The organism is Rhizobium sp. BK491, from assembly GCF_014194925.1.
Lineage (GTDB): Bacteria > Pseudomonadota > Alphaproteobacteria > Rhizobiales > Rhizobiaceae > Rhizobium.
In genome coordinates, this window is sequence record NZ_JACIAR010000006.1 from 59,225 (window position 1) to 80,242 (window position 21,018).

The 21,018-nt window shown below is 58.9% G+C and carries 19 protein-coding genes; 14 read left to right on the top strand and 5 right to left on the bottom strand.

What is annotated here, in order from left to right; all coding sequences use genetic code 11:
* Positions 1-73 precede the first annotated feature (73 nt).
* The 8 genes from FHX05_RS24245 (at position 74) to FHX05_RS24280 (ending at position 7,870) form a co-directional block, all read left to right on the top strand.
* Positions 74-892, top strand: a complete 819-nt coding sequence (locus FHX05_RS24245) for a sugar phosphate isomerase/epimerase family protein (protein ID WP_183875018.1) — start codon at positions 74-76, stop codon at positions 890-892.
* 269 nt (positions 893-1,161) lie between these two features.
* The gene (gene leuB / locus FHX05_RS24250; RefSeq protein WP_183875020.1) at positions 1,162-2,274 is read left to right on the top strand and encodes a 3-isopropylmalate dehydrogenase; all 1,113 of its coding nucleotides are present in this window, start codon (positions 1,162-1,164) and stop codon (positions 2,272-2,274) included.
* Positions 2,275-2,474: 200 nt separating this feature from the next.
* Positions 2,475-3,239 (top strand): lipid A 1-phosphatase LpxE, encoded by a 765-nt coding sequence (lpxE, locus tag FHX05_RS24255; RefSeq protein WP_183875022.1) that lies wholly within the window; start codon positions 2,475-2,477, stop codon positions 3,237-3,239.
* A 152-nt stretch (positions 3,240-3,391) separates the two neighbouring features.
* Entirely contained in the window at positions 3,392-3,646 is a 255-nt protein-coding gene (locus tag FHX05_RS24260) for a helix-turn-helix domain-containing protein (RefSeq protein ID WP_083258232.1), read from the top strand.
* Between the two features lie 157 nt (positions 3,647-3,803).
* The gene (locus FHX05_RS24265) at positions 3,804-4,553 is read left to right on the top strand and encodes a glucose 1-dehydrogenase (RefSeq protein WP_183875024.1); all 750 of its coding nucleotides are present in this window, start codon (positions 3,804-3,806) and stop codon (positions 4,551-4,553) included.
* A gap of 298 nt (positions 4,554-4,851) precedes the next feature.
* Positions 4,852-5,361 carry a DNA starvation/stationary phase protection protein gene (locus tag FHX05_RS24270; RefSeq protein WP_069613886.1) on the top strand — a complete coding sequence of 170 codons (510 nt, stop codon included), beginning with the start codon at positions 4,852-4,854 and terminating at the stop codon, positions 5,359-5,361.
* 369 nt (positions 5,362-5,730) lie between these two features.
* The gene (locus FHX05_RS24275) at positions 5,731-6,765 is read left to right on the top strand and encodes an aspartate-semialdehyde dehydrogenase (protein WP_183875026.1); all 1,035 of its coding nucleotides are present in this window, start codon (positions 5,731-5,733) and stop codon (positions 6,763-6,765) included.
* Between the two features lie 283 nt (positions 6,766-7,048).
* On the top strand, positions 7,049-7,870 hold the full coding sequence (locus FHX05_RS24280) for a lytic murein transglycosylase (RefSeq protein ID WP_112338627.1): 822 nt from the start codon (positions 7,049-7,051) through the stop codon (positions 7,868-7,870).
* Between the two features lie 112 nt (positions 7,871-7,982).
* Here FHX05_RS24280 and FHX05_RS24285 read toward each other — a convergent pair whose 3' ends face one another.
* Positions 7,983-8,624, bottom strand: coding sequence for a carbonic anhydrase (locus FHX05_RS24285; RefSeq protein ID WP_112606914.1), 642 nt, complete (start codon positions 8,622-8,624; stop codon positions 7,983-7,985).
* 98 nt (positions 8,625-8,722) lie between these two features.
* Positions 8,723-9,430, bottom strand: coding sequence for a DUF1013 domain-containing protein (locus tag FHX05_RS24290; RefSeq protein WP_106999610.1), 708 nt, complete (start codon positions 9,428-9,430; stop codon positions 8,723-8,725).
* Between the two features lie 224 nt (positions 9,431-9,654).
* Here FHX05_RS24290 and acs point away from each other — a divergent pair, with 224 nt between their 5' ends.
* The gene (gene acs, locus FHX05_RS24295; protein ID WP_183875028.1) at positions 9,655-11,613 is read left to right on the top strand and encodes an acetate--CoA ligase; all 1,959 of its coding nucleotides are present in this window, start codon (positions 9,655-9,657) and stop codon (positions 11,611-11,613) included.
* Between the two features lie 316 nt (positions 11,614-11,929).
* Here acs and FHX05_RS24300 read toward each other — a convergent pair whose 3' ends face one another.
* Positions 11,930-12,685, bottom strand: coding sequence for a DUF3800 domain-containing protein (locus FHX05_RS24300; protein WP_183875030.1), 756 nt, complete (start codon positions 12,683-12,685; stop codon positions 11,930-11,932).
* Positions 12,686-12,830: 145 nt separating this feature from the next.
* Positions 12,831-13,049, bottom strand: a complete 219-nt coding sequence (locus tag FHX05_RS24305) for a DUF1674 domain-containing protein (RefSeq protein WP_183875032.1) — start codon at positions 13,047-13,049, stop codon at positions 12,831-12,833.
* A gap of 110 nt (positions 13,050-13,159) precedes the next feature.
* On the opposite strand from FHX05_RS24305, the gene htpX reads away from it, so the two are divergent.
* The 4 genes from htpX to purH all read left to right on the top strand — a co-directional run bounded on the left by htpX (position 13,160) and on the right by purH (position 19,073).
* On the top strand, positions 13,160-14,158 hold the full coding sequence (gene htpX, locus FHX05_RS24310; RefSeq protein ID WP_183875034.1) for a zinc metalloprotease HtpX: 999 nt from the start codon (positions 13,160-13,162) through the stop codon (positions 14,156-14,158).
* Positions 14,155-15,564: an RsmB/NOP family class I SAM-dependent RNA methyltransferase gene (locus FHX05_RS24315; protein WP_183875036.1), complete on the top strand. Its 1,410-nt coding sequence runs from the start codon at positions 14,155-14,157 to the stop codon at positions 15,562-15,564. Before htpX ends, FHX05_RS24315 begins: the two co-directional genes overlap by 4 nt.
* A 92-nt stretch (positions 15,565-15,656) precedes the next feature.
* Positions 15,657-17,360: a heparinase II/III family protein gene (locus tag FHX05_RS24320; protein ID WP_183875038.1), complete on the top strand. Its 1,704-nt coding sequence runs from the start codon at positions 15,657-15,659 to the stop codon at positions 17,358-17,360.
* 96 nt (positions 17,361-17,456) lie between these two features.
* Positions 17,457-19,073, top strand: a complete 1,617-nt coding sequence (gene purH, locus FHX05_RS24325; protein ID WP_183875040.1) for a bifunctional phosphoribosylaminoimidazolecarboxamide formyltransferase/IMP cyclohydrolase — start codon at positions 17,457-17,459, stop codon at positions 19,071-19,073.
* A gap of 200 nt (positions 19,074-19,273) precedes the next feature.
* On the opposite strand, the gene FHX05_RS24330 is transcribed toward purH, so the two are convergent.
* Positions 19,274-20,068: an SDR family oxidoreductase gene (locus FHX05_RS24330; RefSeq protein WP_183875042.1), complete on the bottom strand. Its 795-nt coding sequence runs from the start codon at positions 20,066-20,068 to the stop codon at positions 19,274-19,276.
* Positions 20,069-20,219: 151 nt separating this feature from the next.
* On the opposite strand from FHX05_RS24330, the gene betI reads away from it, so the two are divergent.
* Positions 20,220-20,921 carry a transcriptional regulator BetI gene (gene betI / locus FHX05_RS24335; RefSeq protein WP_183875043.1) on the top strand — a complete coding sequence of 234 codons (702 nt, stop codon included), beginning with the start codon at positions 20,220-20,222 and terminating at the stop codon, positions 20,919-20,921.
* The last annotated feature ends 97 nt before the right edge of the window (positions 20,922-21,018 follow it).

A 21,018-nucleotide genomic window follows, 5' to 3' on the forward strand; every position in this document is an offset into this window, starting at 1 on the left:
CCATACAGACCGCCGAGATCCTTCGGGCCGTCTCTCCCACCCTTAAATTTTCTCCACGCAATGGAGCCCCTTCATGACCTCCCTTCCCATTGTCGGCGCCGCCATGACGCTCGACGACGTCGAAATCCATCGCAACTGGCTGCTCGAAAAGCCGCGCGATCTGGAGCTGCAGAGCTTTGTCGAAGCCGAAATCCTGAACGGCGATTGGGCTCCGCTGGCCGAGCGCGCCCGCAAGCTGCTCGACGGCCATCAGGGTCGTCTCGGCATCCACGGTCCGTTCTGGGGCTTCGTCATCGCCTCGCAAGACCCGGACGTCCGCGCCGTCGTCTCCAAGCGCCTGCTGCAGGCGCTCGACGTCTGCGCCAATATCGGCGCCACGCAGATGGTCATCCATAGCCCCTATACGTCGTGGTCCTACAACAACCTCGACAACAACAAGGGCGAGCGCGAAAAGATCATCGAATACACGCATCTGACGCTGAAAGAAGCGGTCAAGCGCGCCGAAGACATCGGGCTCACCATGGTCATCGAGAACATCGAGGACAAGGATCCTCATATCCGCGTCGGCCTCGCCGACAGCTTCAATTCACCCGCCGTCGCCGTTTCGATCGACACCGGTCATGCCCATTACGCCCATGGCTATACGGGCGCTCCTCCTGTTGACTACTACGTCCATGCCGCCGGCAACCGCCTGCAGCATGTCCACCTGCAGGACGCCGACGGCTATGCCGACCGCCACTGGAGCCTCGGCGAAGGCAACATCCACTGGCGAGCCGTCTTTGCCGCCCTTGCCAAGCTTAACAGCAATCCGCGTCTGATCATCGAGATCAAGGACAAGTCGAAGATCCCGGCATCATCAGCCTATCTCGCTTCGCTCGGGCTGGCTGAGTAAGGTTCGGACATCCCTTCTCCCCTCGGGGAGAAGGTGCCCGGAGGGCGGATGAGGGGGCGGCACGAAGCTGCCGATACCAGATTTACCTAAATCTCCGGTAACGCCCCCTCACCCCGCGCGTTCCGCGCGACCCTCTCCCCGATGGGGCGAGGGTAGGCTTTCGGTCCAATACGCCCGAAAACCGTACCGTTTCGGCCTCTTCCTCGCTTGAAAAGCCGCATTTGGAAGTCTAAAAACCCCGCAACTTTTTCTTTCGCGGAGGCTTCCTCATGACAGTGCGCAATCTTTTCCTCCTGCCGGGCGACGGCATCGGCCCAGAGGCCATGGGTGAAGTTCGCAAGATCATCGCTTACATGAACGAGGCCAAGAACGCCGGCTTCGTCACCGACGAGGGCCTTGTCGGCGGCAGCGCCTATGATGCGCATGGCGCGGCGATCTCCGATGCCGACATGGCAAAGGCAATGGCGGCTGACGCCGTGCTCTTCGGCGCCGTTGGCGGCCCGAAGTGGGATAGCGTGCCTTACGAAGTACGTCCGGAAGCAGGCCTACTGCGCCTGCGCAAGGATCTACAGCTGTTCGCCAACCTGCGCCCGGCCATCTGCTATCCGGCGCTGGCATCCGCTTCTTCGCTGAAGCCGGAGCTGGTCGAAGGTCTCGACATCCTCATCGTGCGCGAGCTCACCGGCGGCGTCTATTTCGGCGAGCCGAAGGAAATCATCGACCTCGGCAACGGCCAGAAGCGCGGTATCGACACCCAGGTCTACGACACCTACGAGATCGAGCGTATTGCCGGCGTCGCCTTCGAACTGGCGCGCACCCGCAACAACCGCGTCTGCTCGATGGAAAAGCGCAACGTCATGAAATCAGGCGTGCTCTGGAACCAGGTCGTTACCGCGACGCATAAGGAAAAATATTCCGACGTGCAGCTCGAGCACATGCTGGCCGATGCCGGCGGCATGCAGCTCGTGCGCCAGCCGAAGCAGTTCGACGTCATCGTCACCGACAACCTCTTCGGTGATATGCTCTCCGACGTCGCCGCCATGCTCACCGGCTCCCTCGGCATGCTGCCGTCCGCCTCACTCGGCGCCCCCGATGCAAAGACCGGCAAGCGCAAGGCTCTCTATGAACCCGTGCATGGCTCGGCCCCCGATATCGCCGGCAAGGGCATTGCCAATCCGATTGCCATGATCGCCTCCTTCGCCATGTGCCTGCGCTATTCCTTCGGCATGGTTGCCGAAGCCGATGCGCTGGAAAGGGCGATCGCCAACGTGCTCGACAGCGGCATCCGTACCGGCGACATCATGTCGCCAGGCAGCCGCCAGGTCGGCACCACCGAAATGGGTGACGCCATCCTTGCCGAATTCAAGGCTCTCTCCGCATAATCGCCGGCAGAAATCGCCTGATATATTTCACGTGAAACACGAAGCCCCATTCTGCGAGGAACGGGGCTTTTTCGTGTGAACGGGATGGGCGCGTCTCAGCTCGCGACCGCCGCGCAGGCCTTCGTCATCGATTTTTAGAAAAACTGTAACAACAACCTGCTATCGGTCGGATCGATTGGAAATCGACATAGGCATTGATTATGCAGGCGATCTTGACGTCTCTCGACAGGCGTTGGCGGCGAAGCGATGCAGCTTTTGCACCATCCCATTGGAAACTCTGCCTTTTTGTGACAGCCAATATTGTCCTTCTTTCCGCTCTCCTGTTCGATGGACCTGTCGGCGCCACCCTTAAAAGCCTATCGCCCTCCATTCGCTTCGTCGGTGGAATGCTGACCGATTTTGGCGATTCCGGATGGATCCTTCTCATCAGCGCCTTCCTGTTTTTCGAAGGTTGGGCAGGCAGCAAGCTGCTGCATTCGCAGCGCTGTCGCTGCCAGGCACTGCGCATCTGTCAGATCGGCGGTTATCTCCTAACGACCGTGGCGCTTTCAGGCATCCTCGCCAATTTGCTGAAGCGCGCCATCGGCCGCGCCCGCCCGACGCATTTTGCCGATTGGGGGCCTTTTGGCTTCTCGCCCTTTAATGGCCGTGCCAGCTTCGAAAGCTTCCCCTCCGGCCATGCGACCACCATCGGCGCCCTGTTCGTGGCGCTTGCCTTCCTGTTTCCGCGCTATCGCTATATCTTCGCTGCTTGCGCCCTATGGCTGGCTATCACCCGCGTCATGGTCGGCGCGCATTATCCGAGCGACGTCATGGCCGGCCTAGCGCTCGGCGGCTGGTTTTCCTTCATGATAGCCATCGTCTATTCACGCTACGGCCTACTCTTCCGCATCGACGCTGCCGGTTGGCCGACGCCGCGCTTGCCGTTCTTCAAAAGCGGCAGGATGCGTCAGACCGATTCCTGAGCCCGCCGCGGCTGCATCGCAAAGGTTGCCAAGGCTCTCGCGCATTCATATATCTGGCAGGATGGGGATGATCGAAGCCGGTCAACCCGATTTTGTTTCCGTTTGCGATGAACACCATGGATGCCGGGCCAATACGTTTAAGCGAAAGGCAGATGGGATTGATCTCCCGGGCACTTGCCGAGCCGCGACGCGTGCAGATCCTGAAGGAGATCGGCACACGGAGCGAACCCATGCCCTGCAGCCTCCTGAACGAGTGCCATGCCGTCAGCGCCGCGACAATGTCGCATCATATCAAGGAGCTGGAGAATGCGGGCCTCATCGAGATCCAGCGAGAAGGCAAATTCGCCAATCTCGTGCTGCGCCGCGATACTCTGAACGCCTATATGGCGGAACTTTCCAAGATTTGACGATTCCATCCACGCCATCAGCATTTCTTCTCACCGCTCTTGCATCAATTAGATGATTATCTAAATATCAAAGTGACGGTGCGATCGGTTTTCGGGTCGCACGCGCCAAATGATTCGATGATTGTAAGACTGTCTAAGTTTTTCAAAGGAAAATGACATGAGCAAACTGACAGGCAAGGTCGCGATCGTGACCGGAGCATCCAAGGGTATCGGCGCCGGCATCGCCAAGGCGATGGGCGAAGCGGGCGCGGCCGTTGTCGTCAACTACGCCTCGAGCCGCGAAGGCGCCGATAGGGTGGTTGCGGAAATCACAGCCAAGGGCGGCAAGGCGCTCGCCGTCCATGGCGACGTTTCCAAATCAGAAGACGTCAAGCGCCTCTTTGCAGAAACGAAACAAGCCTTCGGCCGCGTCGATATCCTCGTTAACAATGCCGGCGTCTATCAATTCGCCCCGATCGAGGAATTCACCGAGCAGGAGTTCCATCGCCAGTTCAATATCAACGTCCTGGGCACATTGCTGGCTACGCAAGAAGCGGTGAAACAGTTCGGCCCTGAGGGCGGCAGCGTGATCAACATCGGCTCCAACGCCGTCAGCATGAACCTGGCGACGGCCTCCGTCTATACGGCGACCAAGGCCGCTGTTGATTCCATCACCAAGATCCTCGCCAAGGAACTCGGTCCACGCAATATCCGCGTCAACAATCTGGCACCCGGTGGCGTCGAGACGGAGGGCGTCGTTGCCGCAGGCATCATTGGCAGCGATTTTGAAAAGCATCTCGTCTCCCAGACACCTCTCGGCCGTCTCGGCCAGCCAACCGATATCGCCCCGGTCGCCGTCTTCCTCGCCTCGCAGGATGCCGCGTGGGTGACCGGCGAAACCCTCTATGTCGGTGGTGGCCTGAAGTAGCCGCTATTCGCGATACTGCCGTCCGAGAGGAGGGCGGTTTGCCGGGCGCGACACAACCGCGCGCCCGGCCAATACATTAGCAAGCAATTGCCAAACCACCTCAATTTCCTATTTAATGAATATGTTCGGGTTTTCCGCTTAAGCATCGCAGTTGGCCATGCCGCGAAGCGACATTTCGACTGTGAAATTTCAAAACAATCCTGTCTTCAATGCGATCCCGCGCAGCAGCTGATGTCATCGAACTCCCCTAAGATCCGCCGGCGATCGCTGTCGTGAACAACAAACGGAGGACGCCTTTATGAATACCGCCAACACCAAATCGAAATTGGGTACGCGCACCAATCTCAGCGAAGATGCGACGCGCGATATTTCCGCGGCCTTGAGCGCCCTGCTGGCGGATGTCTTCGCCCTCTATCTGAAAACCAAGAATTTTCACTGGCATATGAGCGGACCGCATTTCCGCGATTATCACCTGCTTCTCGACGAACAGGGCGAACAGATTTTCGCAATGACCGACCCGATGGCCGAGCGTGCCAGGAAGATCGGCGGAACGACCCTGCGGTCGATCGGGCAGATCGCCAAGCTGCAGCGCATCCCGGACAATGATGCCGAATATGTCGATCCGCAGGACATGCTCGCCGAGCTGGCGGACGATAATCTGAAGCTTTCCGCCGAAATGCGGGCCGTCCACGACGTCTGCGACGAGTACGGCGATGTCGCTACAGCCAGCCTTCTGGAAAACTGGATTGACGAGACCGAGCGCCGCACCTGGTTCCTGTTTGAAACCACACGCAAGTCCAACCGCTGATACTGAAACGGCGCACCTTCGAACATGATGAAGGCCGGTTTCGACGCCTCCGATTTCCTCGCTCCGGCAACGATGCAAGCGAGGAAATCCTTGACTCCTGTGGAAAACATCTTAGAACCGGCGACGGAAAAGGAAGACTTCCATGGTTCGCTTCGAACAGCTCGATAGCTTCAGTCACCTGGCGCAATGTGCCGGGCGGGATGTCTATTTTCCGGTTTCTTCCAAAACCAAGGCCAAAACGACGACGAAAACCGTCTGACGTCTCTGGCCTGCCGCTCTCTCCCCGGCCCGGCCGGGGACAGGACCCGTCGCCGATGGCCGCGGTTCCCCCCTCGCCCAAGAGGAGAGAAGAGAAAGAGAGCTTGAGAAATGGGTTTCAAAGTTGCAGTAGCGGGCGCGACCGGGAATGTCGGCCGTGAAATGCTCAATATCCTCGCCGAACGCGGCTTTCCGGCCGATGAGGTCGTGGCACTCGCATCGGCCCGCTCGCAGGGAACCGAAGTGTCCTTCGGCGATCGGACGCTGAAGGTTTCCAACCTGGAGAATTACGATTTCTCCGACACCGACATCTGCCTGATGTCGGCCGGCGGCGACGTTTCCAAGAGGATATCGCCGAAGATCGGCGCCCAGGGCTGCGTCGTCATCGACAACTCCTCCGCCTGGCGCTACGACGCGGACGTGCCGCTCATCGTTCCGGAAGTAAACCCGGATGCCATCACGCAGTTCACCAAGCGCAACATCATCGCCAATCCGAATTGCTCCACCGCGCAGCTCGTTGTTGCGCTAAAGCCGCTGCATGACTTCGCCAAGATCAAGCGCGTCGTCGTTTCCACCTACCAGTCGGTTTCCGGCGCCGGCAAGGACGGCATGGACGAGCTCTTCAACCAGACCCGCGCCGTCTTCGTCGCTGACCCGATCGAGAACAAGAAGTTCACCAAGCGCATCGCCTTCAACGTCATCCCGCACATCGATGTGTTCATGGAAGACGGCTACACCAAGGAAGAGTGGAAGGTACTGGCCGAAACCAAGAAGATGCTCGACCCGAAGATCAAGGTCACCTGCACGGCTGTCCGCGTGCCTGTCTTCATCGGCCATTCGGAATCGGTCAACATCGAATTCGAGAACGAGATCACTGCCGATCAGGCCCGTGACATCCTTCGCGAAGCTCCGGGCTGCCTCGTCATCGACAAGCATGAGAACGGCGGATACATCACGCCGTACGAATCCGCCGGCGAAGATGCGACCTATATTTCGCGCATCCGTGAAGACGCGACCGTCGAAAACGGCCTCAACCTGTGGGTCGTCTCCGACAACCTGCGCAAGGGCGCCGCGCTCAACGCCATTCAGATCGCCGAATTGCTCGTCAACCGTGGGCTGATCAAGCCGCGCAAGCAGGCTGCATAAGGATCTGTAAACCAATTTACGGTTTATCAACCCTCATTGGGTAAGCAGGATGGAACGGAAGCCTCGCCATTTCGATAAACGGCGGGGCTTTTTTGAATGATTTTGGCGGCGATGTTTCAAATGCAACGAAAACATCACGCGCTAAAATATGATGACATGATGGCCGGATGCTGGCATGGTCCGGTGACGACTAAACGCGTGTGATCCCTTGGCTTCCAAGGGTTTGCGCGCCATTGAAAACGGTTACCGCGTTCGCATCGCGGTAAGAATTCGGGGACACTGAATGCGCTTCACAAAATCTGGAATGGCAGCTCTCGTGGCGGGCGGGTTGCTGCTGGGAATGCCGCTTGCGGCAAATGCCGCCTCTTGTGGTAACACTTCCGCCGGATTCGAGAACTGGGTGCAGGAATTCAAGCGGGAAGCGCAGGGACAGGGTGTCAGCCCATCCACCCTCGACAGGGCCTTCGCCGACGTTCATTACAACCAACCCACCATCCGCGCCGACCGCGGCCAGAAGAGCTTCAAGCTTTCCTTCGAGGAATTCATGAAGAAGCGCGGGGGACAGACGATCATCAATCGTGGCAAGAGCATGAAGCAGGCCAATGCGGCGCTGTTTGCCAAGATCGAGAAGCGTTTCGGCGTTCCCCCAGGCCCTATCATCGCGATTTGGGGCATGGAAACCGGCTTCGGCAGCTATATGGGCGACCAGCATACGCTTTCAGCGGTCTCAACCCTTGCTTATGATTGCCGTCGTTCCGCATTCTTTACCGAGCAGCTCTACGCCGCCCTGAAGCTCGTCGGCGAAGGCTATCTCAGCCCATCAGCCCGAGGCGCCGCCCATGGCGAAATCGGCCAGACGCAGTTCATGCCGAAGAATGTGGTCCTCTACGGCGTCGATGAAGATGGCAACGGCAGGGTCGATCTTGTGGGATCGCGAGCAGACGCACTCGCCTCGACCGCCAATTTCCTGCGCGGCCATGGCTGGCAGCCGGGCGCCGGATACCAGCCCGGCGAGCCCAATTTCTCCGCTATCGCCGGCTGGAACGACGCAAAGGTCTATCAGCAGGCAATCGCCTATATCGGCCAGCAGATCGACGGCAAGTAAGTCTGATCTCATGAATCAAAAAAGGCGCTGCGACCAGATGGTCCGCAGCGCCTTTTTCGTTTGATCCACCTGCCGCCCCATCAGGCGGCCAGTCCTTTAAACCTCGAGCCCCTTAAATCTCAGGGCGGATGAAATCGCGCGTCGCCGGGTCCATGACCCAGAGTTCGCCGGTCGAAATATCAAACCAGGCACCGTGCAGATTAAGCTTGCCTTCTTCCTCGCGCGCCCTGATCTCCGGAAAACTACGGAGATTGTCGAGCGAATTGCGGATTGAGATGCGCTCCAGAGCCGTCTGACGCTCGGTCTGCGTCATGATGTCGTTGCTCTGGATCTGTTCGGCTGCCGGCTTCAGCAATCCCATCCATCGGCCGATAAAATCGCCCGGCGACAGTGGTTCGGCGTTGGGGTCAAGCGCAGCGCGGATACCCCCGCAGCGGCCGTGACCCATGACGACGATATCCGACACTTTCAGCGACAAAACCGCGAATTCGAGCGCTGCCGAAGTCGCATGGAAATTGCTGTCCGGCTCGTAGGGCGGCACCATATTGGCGACGTTACGGATGACGAAGAGCTCGCCAGGCCCCGCGTCGAAGATGATCTCCGGCGCCGAGCGGGAGTCACTACAGGCAATCACGAGGGTCGATGGGTTTTGGCCGAGCTCGGCGAGAGTGCGGTAGCGTTCGCGCTCATCGACGTAACGCCCGCTCATGAAGTTGCGATAACCGTTCAGAAGGGTGTCGGGAAAGCTTTTCATGATATTGAATTACCCCGCACTTCGGCCGATGGCAACCGTTTCACCGCAAAAAGCCCCGGTCGAAAGCCGGGGCTTTGCAACAATCCGATCGTGGGATCTTAGAACTGGTCGTCGTCTTCGTCGTCGCGGCTGGTCGACTTCAGCGACTTCAGCTTAGCGAAAACGGCGTCGGCATCGATTTCCTTTTCCTTCTCTTCTTCACGCTCATAGCTGAAGCCGAGCTTTTCGGTTTCCTGAGCCGGCTGCAGGGTTGCGCCGAGCTCGGCGGCGGTCGGCAGCGGACGGCCCTTGGAGGCCTTTTCGACTTCCATGTCGAGGTCGATCTGGCTGCAGAGGCCGAGCGTGACCGGGTCCATCGGTGTCAGATTGGCTGCGTTCCAGTGCGTGCGGTCGCGGATCTGCTCGATCGTCGACTTGGTGGTGCCGACCAGGCGGGAAATCTGCGCATCCTTCAGTTCCGGATGGTTGCGCACCAGCCACAGGATGGCGTTCGGGCGATCCTGGCGCTTGGAGACCGGCGTGTAACGCGGGCCGCGGCGCTTAGATTCCGGCACGCGGACCTTCGGCTCGGAAAGCTTCAGCTTGTGGTTCGGGTTGGCTTCGGCGCGGGCGATTTCGTCGCGGGTCAGCTGACCGGTCGAGATCGGGTCGAGGCCCTTGATGCCCTGTGCTGCTTCGCCGTCGGCAATGGCCTTCACTTCGAGCGGATGCAGCTTGCAGAACTGCGCGATCTGGTCGAATGACAAGGCCGTATTGTCGACAAGCCAGATGGCAGTTGCCTTCGGCATGAGCAATTGTTGAGCCATGGATATAGTCCTTCTGTCAGTCCGCGCCGGTGTCGCGGTCCGGGGTGTAACACCACATTGTCCGGGAAATACGGCCCTATATAGCGATAGTGTCGCGGAATTGCAATTCTTTGCGCATGAAATGCACTTTGTCCAATTGCTGTCGTAGTTTGACCTGCTATTTATTGCACGGAAAGAGCACTCACAACGACAAATCGGAGTGCAAGGGAGTTGAGGAGGAAGTGATGTCGGAGAAGGTTCATCCTGTGACGAAGGCGGCCAAGGCGCATGCTTTGATCGACAAGGCGAAGTACCAGAAATGGTATGAGCAGAGTGTTCAGGATCCCGACAAGTTCTGGGGCAAGCACGGCAAGCGGATCGACTGGTTCAAGCCCTTCACCAAGGTGAAGAACACGTCGTTCACCGGCAAGGTCTCGATCAAATGGTTCGAGGATGGCGTCACCAACGTCTCTTATAATTGCATCGACCGCCATCTGAAGAAGCACGGCGATCGCGTCGCCTTCATCTGGGAAGGCGACAATCCCTATATCGACAAGAAGATCACCTATAACGAGCTTTACGACCGAGTCTGCCGGCTGGCGAATGTGCTCAAAAAACACGGCGTCAAAAAGGGCGACCGCGTCACCATCTACATGCCGATGATCCCGGAAGCCGCCTATGCGATGCTCGCCTGCGCCCGCATCGGCGCGGTGCATTCGGTCGTCTTCGGCGGCTTCTCGCCGGAAGCGCTTGCCGGCCGCATCGTCGACTGCGCCTCGAGCGTCGTCATCACCTGCGATGAAGGTGTGCGTGGCGGAAAATCGATCCCGCTCAAGGAAAACACCGATAAGGCCGTTCAGATCGCCGCGAAGCAAGAGGTCGCGGTCAAGACGGTGATCGCCGTGCGCCGCACCGGCGGCAAGGTCGGCTGGGAGCACGGCCGCGATGTCTGGTATCACGAGGAAATCGCCAAGGTGAAGGCGGATTGCCCGCCGGCGAAGATGAAGGCGGAAGACCCGCTCTTCATTCTCTACACCTCCGGTTCCACCGGCAAGCCGAAGGGCGTGCTGCACACGACGGCCGGCTATCTCGTCTATGCGGCGATGACGCATGAATATGTATTCGACTATCATCCCGGCGATATCTACTGGTGCACGGCCGATGTCGGCTGGGTGACCGGCCACTCCTATATCGTCTACGGGCCGCTTGCGAATGCCGCGACCTCGCTGATGTTCGAAGGCGTGCCGAACTACCCGGACCAGGGTCGCTTCTGGGATGTCATCGACAAGCACAAGGTCAATATCTTCTACACCGCGCCGACGGCGATCCGCTCGCTGATGGGCGCCGGCGATCATTTCGTCAAGCGCGCCTCGCGCTCCAGCCTGCGTATCCTTGGCACGGTCGGCGAGCCCATCAATCCGGAAGCCTGGGAATGGTATTACAAGGTGGTCGGCGACAGCCGCTGCCCGATCGTCGATACCTGGTGGCAGACGGAAACCGGCGGCCACATGATCACGCCGCTTCCGGGCGCAACCGACCTGAAGGCGGGCTCCGCCACCTTGCCCTTCTTCGGCGTGCAGCCTGAGCTGGTCGACAATGAGGGCAATGTGCTGGAAGGGGCGGCCGACGGCAATCTCGTCATCGCCGACAGCTGGCCCGGCCAGATGCGCACCGTCTATGGCGACCATGAGCGCTTCATCCAGACCTATTTCTCCACCTACAAGGGCAAGTATTTCACCGGCGACGGCTGCCGCCGAGACGAGGACGGCTACTATTGGATCACCGGCCGCGTCGATGACGTGCTCAACGTCTCTGGCCACCGTCTCGGCACGGCCGAAGTGGAATCGGCACTGGTGTCGCACAAACATGTCTCGGAAGCCGCCGTCGTCGGCTATCCGCATTCCATCAAAGGCCAGGGCATTTATTGCTATGTGACACTGATGGTCGGGATGGAAGGCACCGAAGCGCTGCGGCAGGAGCTGGTAAAGCATGTGCGCGCCGAAATCGGCCCGATCGCCTCGCCGGACAAGATCCAGTTCACGCCCGGCCTGCCGAAAACCCGCTCTGGCAAAATCATGCGCCGCATCCTGCGCAAGATCGCCGAGGACGATTTCGGCGCGCTTGGCGATACCTCGACGCTCGCCGATCCGGCTGTCGTCGATGATCTGATCGCCAACAGGCAGAACAAGCCGGACGCTGCTTGAATAACTGTAACGCCACTTTGGGAAACTGAAGTGGCGTTTCTCAACGATCTAACAAAGCTTCGTCGAGATTAGGGATAGGACGGGAATTCATCCTAAATTTCTGCGAAGGCAAATCCTAAACAACCAACTCATATTTGAGCCTCTAAAAAGAAACGAGCGAAAGCAATTAGTTGAGTCTTTTTCGTTAAATAAATGATTCTATTGACCGAATCAGAATAGATATCTATTCTGCTGCTGCAACCCTTGCTTAGTGATAAAGGCCCCTGGGACTTTCAAGAGATAGCTAAGATCGCCGATATGGCGGGTTGCACCTAGCTCAATAGTAGAGTTCCTTCCCGTTTTTCCAAAGTTCATACTCGTAGGAAATGCGATTTTTAATAAGGTCGTATGACCTTCTATCGTCTCTCTCCCATTTCCTCTGAATCGCCCAAGCGCAATAGTCAGCCAGTTGCAAGCACGGATCGCAATTGGAGGGTCGGAAATCGACAGCCCATTGGACGTTGTGGATCGTTTGGGACATCACATCACTCAGAGCAGTCGTGAACGTTGCTCTTTCTTTTTTCGTGCCGATTGATGCGGCAGTAATTAACGCTCGCGTATTCCGATGAACCTGTTTTGCAACACCATGTTTGAATTGGAAAAACCAAGGATATTTATAAAACCTCGCCTTATCCTGACGAACATGCGGTTGAGCTTTTGCTTTCTCGCAGATTGTAGCTTGAACCTGAAAATCGTATCGCAATATTTCCTCAAATACTCGGTCTCTGACTGACTGGGAGTCGACTGTCGCGTGAAAAAAATCTCCGATATCAAATTTTTCCCATAGCAACTGATGGCGAAGTTCTTGAATCGCGTGTCCAACATCAAGCTTACTCATCGTGACTGTGCAAATTATAAAGTACTTGCTCACGTTTGGATTTCTATTAAACGTGAAGCATCCCGCCTCATCGGCAAAAATGTAAATACTATTTTCTGAATTTTTTTTAAAATTCGGAGGAAAATTATTTGATCTATATGATGCTATTGTATGTTCGTAGTTATCAGATCTTACGTCGAAGACGGACTCTCTCACTGCAATCTCCTACCCAGCGAATCGCGCCCTCCCAAACGCTGAGTAAATATAGCTATTGTTGCAAATGAAGACGAATCCTATTTGCAACTTATGATTCTGGTGGAGATAAAGACTTGTTCTGATTGAGCAGAAAACAATAGTTACTCTAAAAATCGATCGCCCTGCCGTTGATTTCCCAGTCGCCGAAGCGTGCGGGGTCGGCGCCGCCGCGGCCGCCGATTTCAGGGGCGAGTTCGGCTTGTGCCTGCGCCCGACGGCGCTCTTCGGCTTCGGCAAGAGCGCGCTTTGCAGCGGGCGAGAGCGGTTTGCGTTGGGTTTCGCCGGCTTCGGTGTCGATATTATTGTCGTTATCTGCTGTTTGCATGGTCTCGCGCGACCTCCGAAATATTGAAATGAAGGGAGGAATAGCCAAATCATAGTGCGTCCGGCCGCAAAGAAAAAGGTTCGGACGCCAGATGTGTTGGAGACCTTTCGATGAATCTCATGCGTACCGCGATGCTGCTTGCCTTCATGACCGCCCTGTTCATGGGCGTCGGCTATCTGATCGGCGGTCAATCGGGCATGCTGATCGCATTGGTCGTCGCTGCCGGCATGAATTTCTTTTCCTACTGGAATTCCGACCGGATGGTGCTCTCCACCTATGGTGCGCAGGAGGTGGATGAGCGCAGCGCGCCGGAATTCTACCGCATCGTCCGCGATCTCGCCCACAATGCCGGCCTGCCGATGCCGAAAGTCTATCTCTATGACAGTCCGCAGCCGAATGCGTTTGCCACGGGCCGCAATCCGGAAAATGCCGCCGTTGCCGCCTCCACTGGCCTGCTGCACGCGCTGACGCCGGAGGAAGTGGCCGGCGTGATGGCCCACGAACTTGCCCACGTCCAGAACCGCGACACGCTGACCATGACGATCACCGCGACCCTTGCCGGCGCCATCTCGATGCTTGGCAATTTCGCTTTCTTCTTCGGCGGCCGTCGCGACAACAACAATCCGCTCGGCATGGTCGGCGTTCTCGTCGCCATGATCGTCGCTCCGCTGGCTGCCATGCTGGTGCAGATGGCGATCAGCCGTACGCGCGAATATTCGGCCGACCGCCGCGGCGCCGAAATCTGCGGCAATCCGCTCTGGCTCGCCTCCGCCCTCGGCAAGATCGCCCGCGGTGCGGCGCATATTCCGAACGAAGAGGCCGAAGGCCATCCGGCAACTGCCCATATGTTCATCATCAATCCGCTCTCCGGCGAGCGCATGGACAACCTGTTTTCCACCCACCCGAACACGGAAAACCGCATCGCCGCGCTGCATGATATGGCCCGTTACGGCGGCGGTGGCGCCTCGCCGATGACGCCGTCTTCTGGCCCATCTTCCGGCTTTGGCTCGACGGGACCGTCCTTCACTGCTAATCCGGGGCGCAAATCGCGCTCCGTACCGAATACGGGTCGCGGTGGTTCGCAACCGCCGAAGGGTCCCTGGTCTTGAGTTCTGACACGAAAAACAACGCTTCCAACAGAGACGGAAAACGATCGGGCAAGCCGCCGCAGCCAACGCGGCAGCCTGATACGTCCCCGCCGAAGCCGGGCCTTGCGGCCCGCGCGGCTGCGTCGAAGATCCTGGGAGCCGTGCTCGACCGCCAGACCTCGCTCGACGGCATGTTGGATGCCGAGGGCGGCAGCGCCGCCTATACGACGCTCAGCGATGGCGACCGGGCTTTGGTGCGAGCCATTTTGAATAGCGCGTTGCGCCACCTGCCGCGCATCGAGGCGGCGATATCGTCGCTGCTGGATTCGCCGCTGCCGGAAGGCGCCCGCGCCCTGCATCACGTGCTTGTCGTCGGTGCGACGCAGATCCTTTATCTCGACGTGCCGGATCACTCCGCCGTCGATCTTGCCGTTGAGCAGGCCAACCGCGATCCCCGCAACCGCCGCTTCGCCAAGCTGGTCAACGCGATCCTCCGCCGCATTGGCCGCGAGAAGCAGGAGATTCTTGAGCAAATCGCGAAGGTGCCGGCCATGCCGGCCTGGTTCCTGTCTCGCCTGGAAGCTGCCTATGGCCGCCCTGCGGCGCTCAGGATCTCCAACACGCAGCTCGAGCCGGCGGCGATCGACCTCACGGTCAAATCCGATCCTGAGGGCTGGGCAAAACGCCTGAATGGCGTAGTGCTGCCGACCGGGGGGGTAAGGCTTGCCGCGTTCGAAGGGTCCATTCCCTCGCTGGAGGGTTTCGATGACGGCGAGTGGTGGGTTCAGGATGCTGCCGCCAGCATTCCGGCAAAGCTCTTCGGTTCGCTGGTCGGCAAGCGCGTGGTGGATCTCTGTGCAGCGCCCGGCGGCAAGACGGCGCAGCTCATTCTCGCCGGCGCCAAGGTGACGGCTCTCGATCAATCCGCCAATCGCTTGAAGAGACTGTCCGGCAATCTGGCGCGCCTAGGCTTCGAGGCCGAAACCGTCGTTGCCGATATGAGCAAATACCAGCCCGAAGAGCTTTTCGACGCCGCTCTACTCGACGCTCCCTGCTCCTCGACAGGAACGACGCGCCGCCATCCGGACGTGCTCTGGACCAAGGGGCCGGAGGATATCGCCAAGCTCGCCGCCCTGCAGGAGCGCCTGCTTCGCCATGCCCTGACATTGGTCAAGCCGGGCGGCATAGTCGTGTTTTCCAACTGCTCGCTCGATCCCGAAGAGGGTGAGGATCTGGTCGCGCGTCTGCTGGCAGACACGCAGAATGTCGAACGAGTCCCGGTCACAGCGGGCGATTGGCCGGGTCTGGAAGCGGCGATATCGTCGCTTGGCGCCTTCCGCACCACGCCGGACATGCTGCCGCTTTCCGATGGCTTTGCTTCCGGTCTCGATGGCTTCTTTGCCGTCGTGCTTCGCCGCACTTATTAATCTCCACCTCGAATCGTTTTTACCGGGCGGTTAAAAAACGGGCGAATATGTCCCTAATTGATATATTTGTAACCTCTTTTTAACCACGGCCAATGAGAGTAAGCAGAAGCACATATGCAGTTCTGCGGCAGGGTTTTGTGAGTTCATATATGCGGGAAGCATGGCGGCGGATGTCCCGCCGCGCGGCGTTGACGCGATTGCGTCTCACCCGCCACACGATGCGTGTGCCGGAACGCCTAATCGTGGCACCCACCGATCTGCGCAGCGTCGATCCCTTTTTCGTCGAAGAACTTCTGAACGGCCGCATCCTGCTGGCTGGACGGGTCTTGGAAACACAGGGCGAATCGCCTTTTTCACTCGAATTGCCATCGCTGGCCTTTGCCGCCCGACTGCACAATTTTCGCTGGCTGCGGCATTTGCGAGCGGAAAAGAGCGATCAGGCCTCAGCCGCGGCGCGATCGATCCTCACCGATTGGATTGCCATTCACGGCCGCCGGCTGCATGGCCTTGCCTGGTCGCCCGATATAGCGGCGCAGCGCCTGATCGCGCTTCTGTCGCATTCGCCCGTGCTCTTGCAAGGCACGGATAGCGGTTTTTACCGCCGTTTCATGCGCATGCTGGTTTTCCACGTGCGCTTTCTGCGCCGGACCGTTGCGTCGTCACCGGATGGCATCACCCGGTTTCGTGTGCGCATCGCGCTTGCCATGGCCTCGGTCGCCATGCCGAGCAGTTCGCTGACGCTGAAGCGGGCGGGGCAGGCGCTCGACCGGGAGATAGACCGGCAGATCCTGCAGGATGGGGGCCACATCTCCCGCAATCCGCGCGCATCGCTGGAGCTGCTGCTCGATCTGCTGCCGCTGCGCCAGACCTATGTCAATCTCGGCCACGACGTACCGGTGCGGTTGATCCCTGGCATCGATCGCATGTATCCGGCACTGCGCTTCTTCCGCCACCAGGATGGCGATCTGGCCCTGTTCAACGGCGCGACATCGACGCTCGCCAACGAGCTAATGTCGGTGCTGCGCTATGACGAGACGGCCGGTCAGGCCTTCAAGGCGCTGCCGCATACCAGATATCACCGGCTGGCGGCCGGTTCGGCCGTTGTCATCATCGATGCAGGGGCTGCAGCTTCAACGGATCTCAGCCGCACTGCGCATGCCGGCTGTCTCTCCTTCGAGATGTCGTCGGGCAAGACGCGCTTCATCATCAATTCCGGCGCGCCCGAATTCGCAGGCGATCGCTTCATGCAGGCGGCGCGGGCAACCGCGGCGCATTCCACCGTCACGCTCAATGACACCTCCTCCTGCCAGTTTTCCAAATCGAAATCGCTTGGGCCAATCATGGTCAGCGGCATCAAGAAGGTCATCGTCGAGCGGGCCGAGACCGAAGACGGGCGTGACTATGTGCGCGCCGCGCATGATGGCTATGTCTCCACCTTCGGCTATGTCCATGAGCGGGAAATCAGCCTCAATGCCAGCGGCACGATCGTCGCCGGCCGCGATCGCTTCTTCGTGCCCGAGGGCAAGAAGAACAAGCCGAAGGGTCAGGGCATTGCTTCGGCCCGCTTCCATATCCACCCTTCCATCAGCCTTTTGCAGACGGAAACGGATTCCGCGCTGCTGATCGCGCCGGACGGAGAAACCTGGGTCTTCTCCTCGCCCGGCAATGAGGTGCTTGTGGCGGAGGATATCTTCTTTGCCGATCCCTCGGGTATGCGCTCTTCCGATCAGCTCGAGATCGTCTTCCGGATCACGGAAAAGCCGGAAATCCGCTGGTTTTTATCGCATCGGCCATAGGCTAAGCGCGTGAGCTATGCTAACGGGGCGGCATTATCCGTCCCGCGCCCTTTTTGCCGGACGCCACATCTCCCTATGCTAGACAGGAGAAAGCCCATGGCCGTCGTTTCCAAGAAAATTCCCGCTCCCGACAAGGTGAAGGTGAAAACCGCGCTTCTGTCCGTTTTCGACAAGACTGGCATCGTCGAGTTGGCGCGTGCGCTCAGCGAACAGGGCGTGCGCCTGCTATCGACCGGCGGCACGCACAAAGCGATTGCTGCGGCTGGCCTTGCTGTGACCGACGTGTCGGAAGTGACGAATTTTCCGGAGATCATGGACGGCCGCGTCAAGACGCTGCATCCGAAGGTGCATGGCGGCCTGCTCGCCATCCGTGACGATGCCGAGCATCAGGCTGCGATGAAGGAGCACGGTATCGAGGGCATCGATCTTGCCGTCATCAACCTCTATCCCTTTGAGGACGTGCGCAAGGCGGGCGGCGACTATCCGACGACGGTGGAGAATATCGACATTGGCGGCCCGGCGATGATCCGTGCTTCGGCCAAGAACCATGCCTATGTGACGACGCTCACCGATCCCGCCGATTATACCGAGCTGCTCACGCAGCTTTCCGCCGATGCAGGCCAGACGACCTATGATTTCCGCAAGCGCATGGCCGCCAAGGCCTTTGCCCGCACCGCTGCCTATGACGCGATGATCTCCAACTGGTTTGCCGAAGCGCTCGATATTGCCACGCCACGCCATCGCGTCATCGGCGGGGTTCTGCGCGAGGAAATGCGCTATGGCGAAAACCCGCACCAGAAGGCGGCGTTCTATCTGACCGGCGAAAACCGCCCCGGCGTTTCCACGGCAACGCTCATCCAGGGCAAGCAGCTTTCCTACAACAATATCAACGACACCGACGCCGCCTATGAACTCGTTGCCGAGTTCCTGCCGGAAAATGGTCCGGCCTGCGCGATCATCAAGCATGCTAACCCTTGCGGCGTTGCCATCGGCCCGAGCCTTGTCGAAGCCTACAAGCGCGCGCTCGCCTGCGATTCCACCTCTGCCTTCGGCGGCATCATCGCACTGAACACCCTGCTCGACGCCGCAACGGCGGAAGAGATCGTCAAGCTCTTCACCGAGGTCATCATTGCGCCTGACGTCACCGAGGAAGCCAAGGCGATCATCGCCCGCAAGCCGAATCTCCGCCTCCTCTCGGTTGGCGCCCTGCCCGATCCGCGTGCAGCTGGCCTTACCGCCAAGACCGTCTCGGGCGGCCTGCTCGTGCAGAACCGCGACAACGCGCTGGTCGAGGATATGGAGCTCAAGGTTGTCACCAAGCGCGCGCCGACGGCGCAGGAGCTGGAAGACATGAAGTTCGCCTTCCGCGTCGCAAAGCACGTGAAGTCGAACGCCGTTGTTTACGCCAAGGACGGCCAGACGGCCGGCATCGGCGCGGGGCAGATGAGCCGTGTCGATTCCGCCCGGATCGCCGCCATCAAGGCCGAGGAAGCCGCCAAGGCCATGGGGCTCGCCGAGCCGCTGACGCGCGGCTCCGCCGTCGCTTCCGAAGCCTTCCTGCCTTTTGCCGACGGTCTGCTCTCGGCAATCGCGGCGGGCGCTACGGCCGTCATCCAGCCCGGCGGCTCGATGCGCGACCAGGAAGTGATCGATGCGGCCAACGAGCACAATGTCGCAATGGTCTTCACCGGCGTGCGTCATTTCCGCCATTGATGACATTACCCTCGCCCCAGCGGAATTCCAAGCATTGAAGAGGAATCCGCAATCTGACCTACGGCAAGCGTTGCGGCTCCTCGCCGAGTACCAGGCCGAAGGCAACCGGCGCCGCCAGAGGCAGCGCCGGGAGCTTCGCCACGCGGAGACGTTAAATCTTCGGATGGAAGCTGACTAAGTCTTCCCCGCCGTCTCATTCATCATTTAACCGAATATCCACCGTCGATGATGAGGTTTTGGCCAGTAATATAAGAAGCGGCATCGCTCGCTAGGAATACCGCCGGCGCCCCGAATTCACGCATGGTGCCTCGTCTCTGCAACGGCGTCGTCGCGCGAATATCTTCCTCAAGGTCGCCAGTCCCGGCGGCTACGTCCGCACCGTCGGGCGGCACGTGTTCCGTCCAGCCCGGATTGATGGTGTTGACTCGTATGCCGTCGCTACCCCACTCAACGGCCAAGTTCCTCGCCATCATGTCCAAACCGCCTTTCGCGGTGGCGACCGCCACCAAATCGGCATAGCCGACAAGGCTGGAATTAGCGGAAACGAATATGATCGAGCCTGAACGTCGGCTGGCCATATACGGATGCGCCGCCTTGGAGAGGTAGAAGTAGCCCGAGAGTTCGACGTCGATCACCCGTCGCCAGCTTTCGGCCGTCATCCCGGCCGCCACGCCTTGAATGTTCGTGGCGGCATTGCAGACCAGAATATCGATAGCGCCGAAAAGGTCGTTCGCTCGTCGCATTAAAGCTTCGCAATCGTCAGGCAACGAAATATCGGCCCGTGTCGTCTCGACCCGTCGCCCTCCTGCACGGATCGTTGCGGCGGTATCTGCCAGGTTGTTCTCCGTCCGGGAGGCGAGCAACACGTTCGCGCCGGCGGCGGCAAGCCCTTCGGCAATTGCGCGGCCTATACCTCGTCCGGCACCTGTCACCATTGCGTTTTTTCCAACCAAATTAAAGGCTTCAAGTCCACCAACTATATCTTTTCCGTTCACTGTCACGACTTCCTATGGACAACTTGCCGACCGTTAATCCATTTTGCTTGCTCATGCAAATAATTTGGTAGATTCAGTTTGAATGCTTTGACTTTCGAACCGCGACAGCGTCTTGTGATGATTGAGTAATGCCAAAGAGATCGTCGTTAAAATGCCACTCAAGAAGAAACGAAGCGAAACGAACCGCTCGCTTGCGAATGCAAATGCCACCAGGAAGGAGATGCGAGCAGACCGTCGCAAGGCCCTCGTTGATGCTACCGTGAAGGCTATCTATCAATATGGGTTCGCTGGGATCACCGTAGCGAACATCGCATCGATCGCAGGGATTTCAGCAGGCAATGTCCACCACTACTTCGGGGGCAAGGATGCCCTTCTCGGCGAGGCAATGCGTGTCCGTCTCGAATCCGTTCGCATTGAAACCGTAAGAAGGATGGCTGGTGCAACAACGCCACTAGAGCGCTTGCATGCGATCATCGAAAGCAATTTCCTACCTTCTGTATTCTCCCGCGAGGTGTGCGTAGCATGGTTACACTTCGCGGCTCACTCTACCCATGACGAGAGATTGCGGCGTCTATCGCGCATCAACGCCCGGAGGCTCAAAAGCAATTTGGTTGCCGATCTCAAAGTCCTGGTCGGGAAAGAGAAGGCCTTGGTGACAGCCGAGACCTTAACCGCAATGATCGACGGAATGTGGATGCATTGTGCCCACGAGGAAACGACAGTGCCACCCATTCAAGGCATCCTCGAATATCTCGACAACGTGGTGACATCGCACGCCCAACATCACAAAGAAACGTCGCCGGAAAGTCCCGACGACGCCGCATATTCGATCAAGATGCCTAGCGTTGATTAGGCCGCCAGCGGCACCCCCGCATCTTCGTGAACTTAGCCATGACGGCCTCGCCAAGGTTCGTCTGAATTGAACCCCACGCGCGGGGTGAGGGGGCGTT

Coding starts and splice junctions, on each gene's coding strand:
- FHX05_RS24270 (WP_069613886.1), top strand. CDS start 4,852: ATGAATACCGCCAACACCAAATCGAAATTGGGTACGCGCACCAATCTC.
- FHX05_RS24285 (WP_112606914.1), bottom strand. CDS start 8,624: ATGAAAAGCTTTCCCGACACCCTTCTGAACGGTTATCGCAACTTCATG.
- FHX05_RS24260 (WP_083258232.1), top strand. CDS start 3,392: ATGGGATTGATCTCCCGGGCACTTGCCGAGCCGCGACGCGTGCAGATC.
- FHX05_RS24290 (WP_106999610.1), bottom strand. CDS start 9,430: ATGGCTCAACAATTGCTCATGCCGAAGGCAACTGCCATCTGGCTTGTC.
- betI (WP_183875043.1), top strand. CDS start 20,220: ATGCCACTCAAGAAGAAACGAAGCGAAACGAACCGCTCGCTTGCGAAT.
- FHX05_RS24275 (WP_183875026.1), top strand. CDS start 5,731: ATGGGTTTCAAAGTTGCAGTAGCGGGCGCGACCGGGAATGTCGGCCGT.
- FHX05_RS24305 (WP_183875032.1), bottom strand. CDS start 13,049: ATGCAAACAGCAGATAACGACAATAATATCGACACCGAAGCCGGCGAA.
- leuB (WP_183875020.1), top strand. CDS start 1,162: ATGACAGTGCGCAATCTTTTCCTCCTGCCGGGCGACGGCATCGGCCCA.
- purH (WP_183875040.1), top strand. CDS start 17,457: ATGGCCGTCGTTTCCAAGAAAATTCCCGCTCCCGACAAGGTGAAGGTG.
- FHX05_RS24265 (WP_183875024.1), top strand. CDS start 3,804: ATGAGCAAACTGACAGGCAAGGTCGCGATCGTGACCGGAGCATCCAAG.
- lpxE (WP_183875022.1), top strand. CDS start 2,475: ATGCAGGCGATCTTGACGTCTCTCGACAGGCGTTGGCGGCGAAGCGAT.
- FHX05_RS24245 (WP_183875018.1), top strand. CDS start 74: ATGACCTCCCTTCCCATTGTCGGCGCCGCCATGACGCTCGACGACGTC.
- FHX05_RS24280 (WP_112338627.1), top strand. CDS start 7,049: ATGCGCTTCACAAAATCTGGAATGGCAGCTCTCGTGGCGGGCGGGTTG.
- FHX05_RS24320 (WP_183875038.1), top strand. CDS start 15,657: ATGAGAGTAAGCAGAAGCACATATGCAGTTCTGCGGCAGGGTTTTGTG.
- acs (WP_183875028.1), top strand. CDS start 9,655: ATGTCGGAGAAGGTTCATCCTGTGACGAAGGCGGCCAAGGCGCATGCT.
- htpX (WP_183875034.1), top strand. CDS start 13,160: ATGAATCTCATGCGTACCGCGATGCTGCTTGCCTTCATGACCGCCCTG.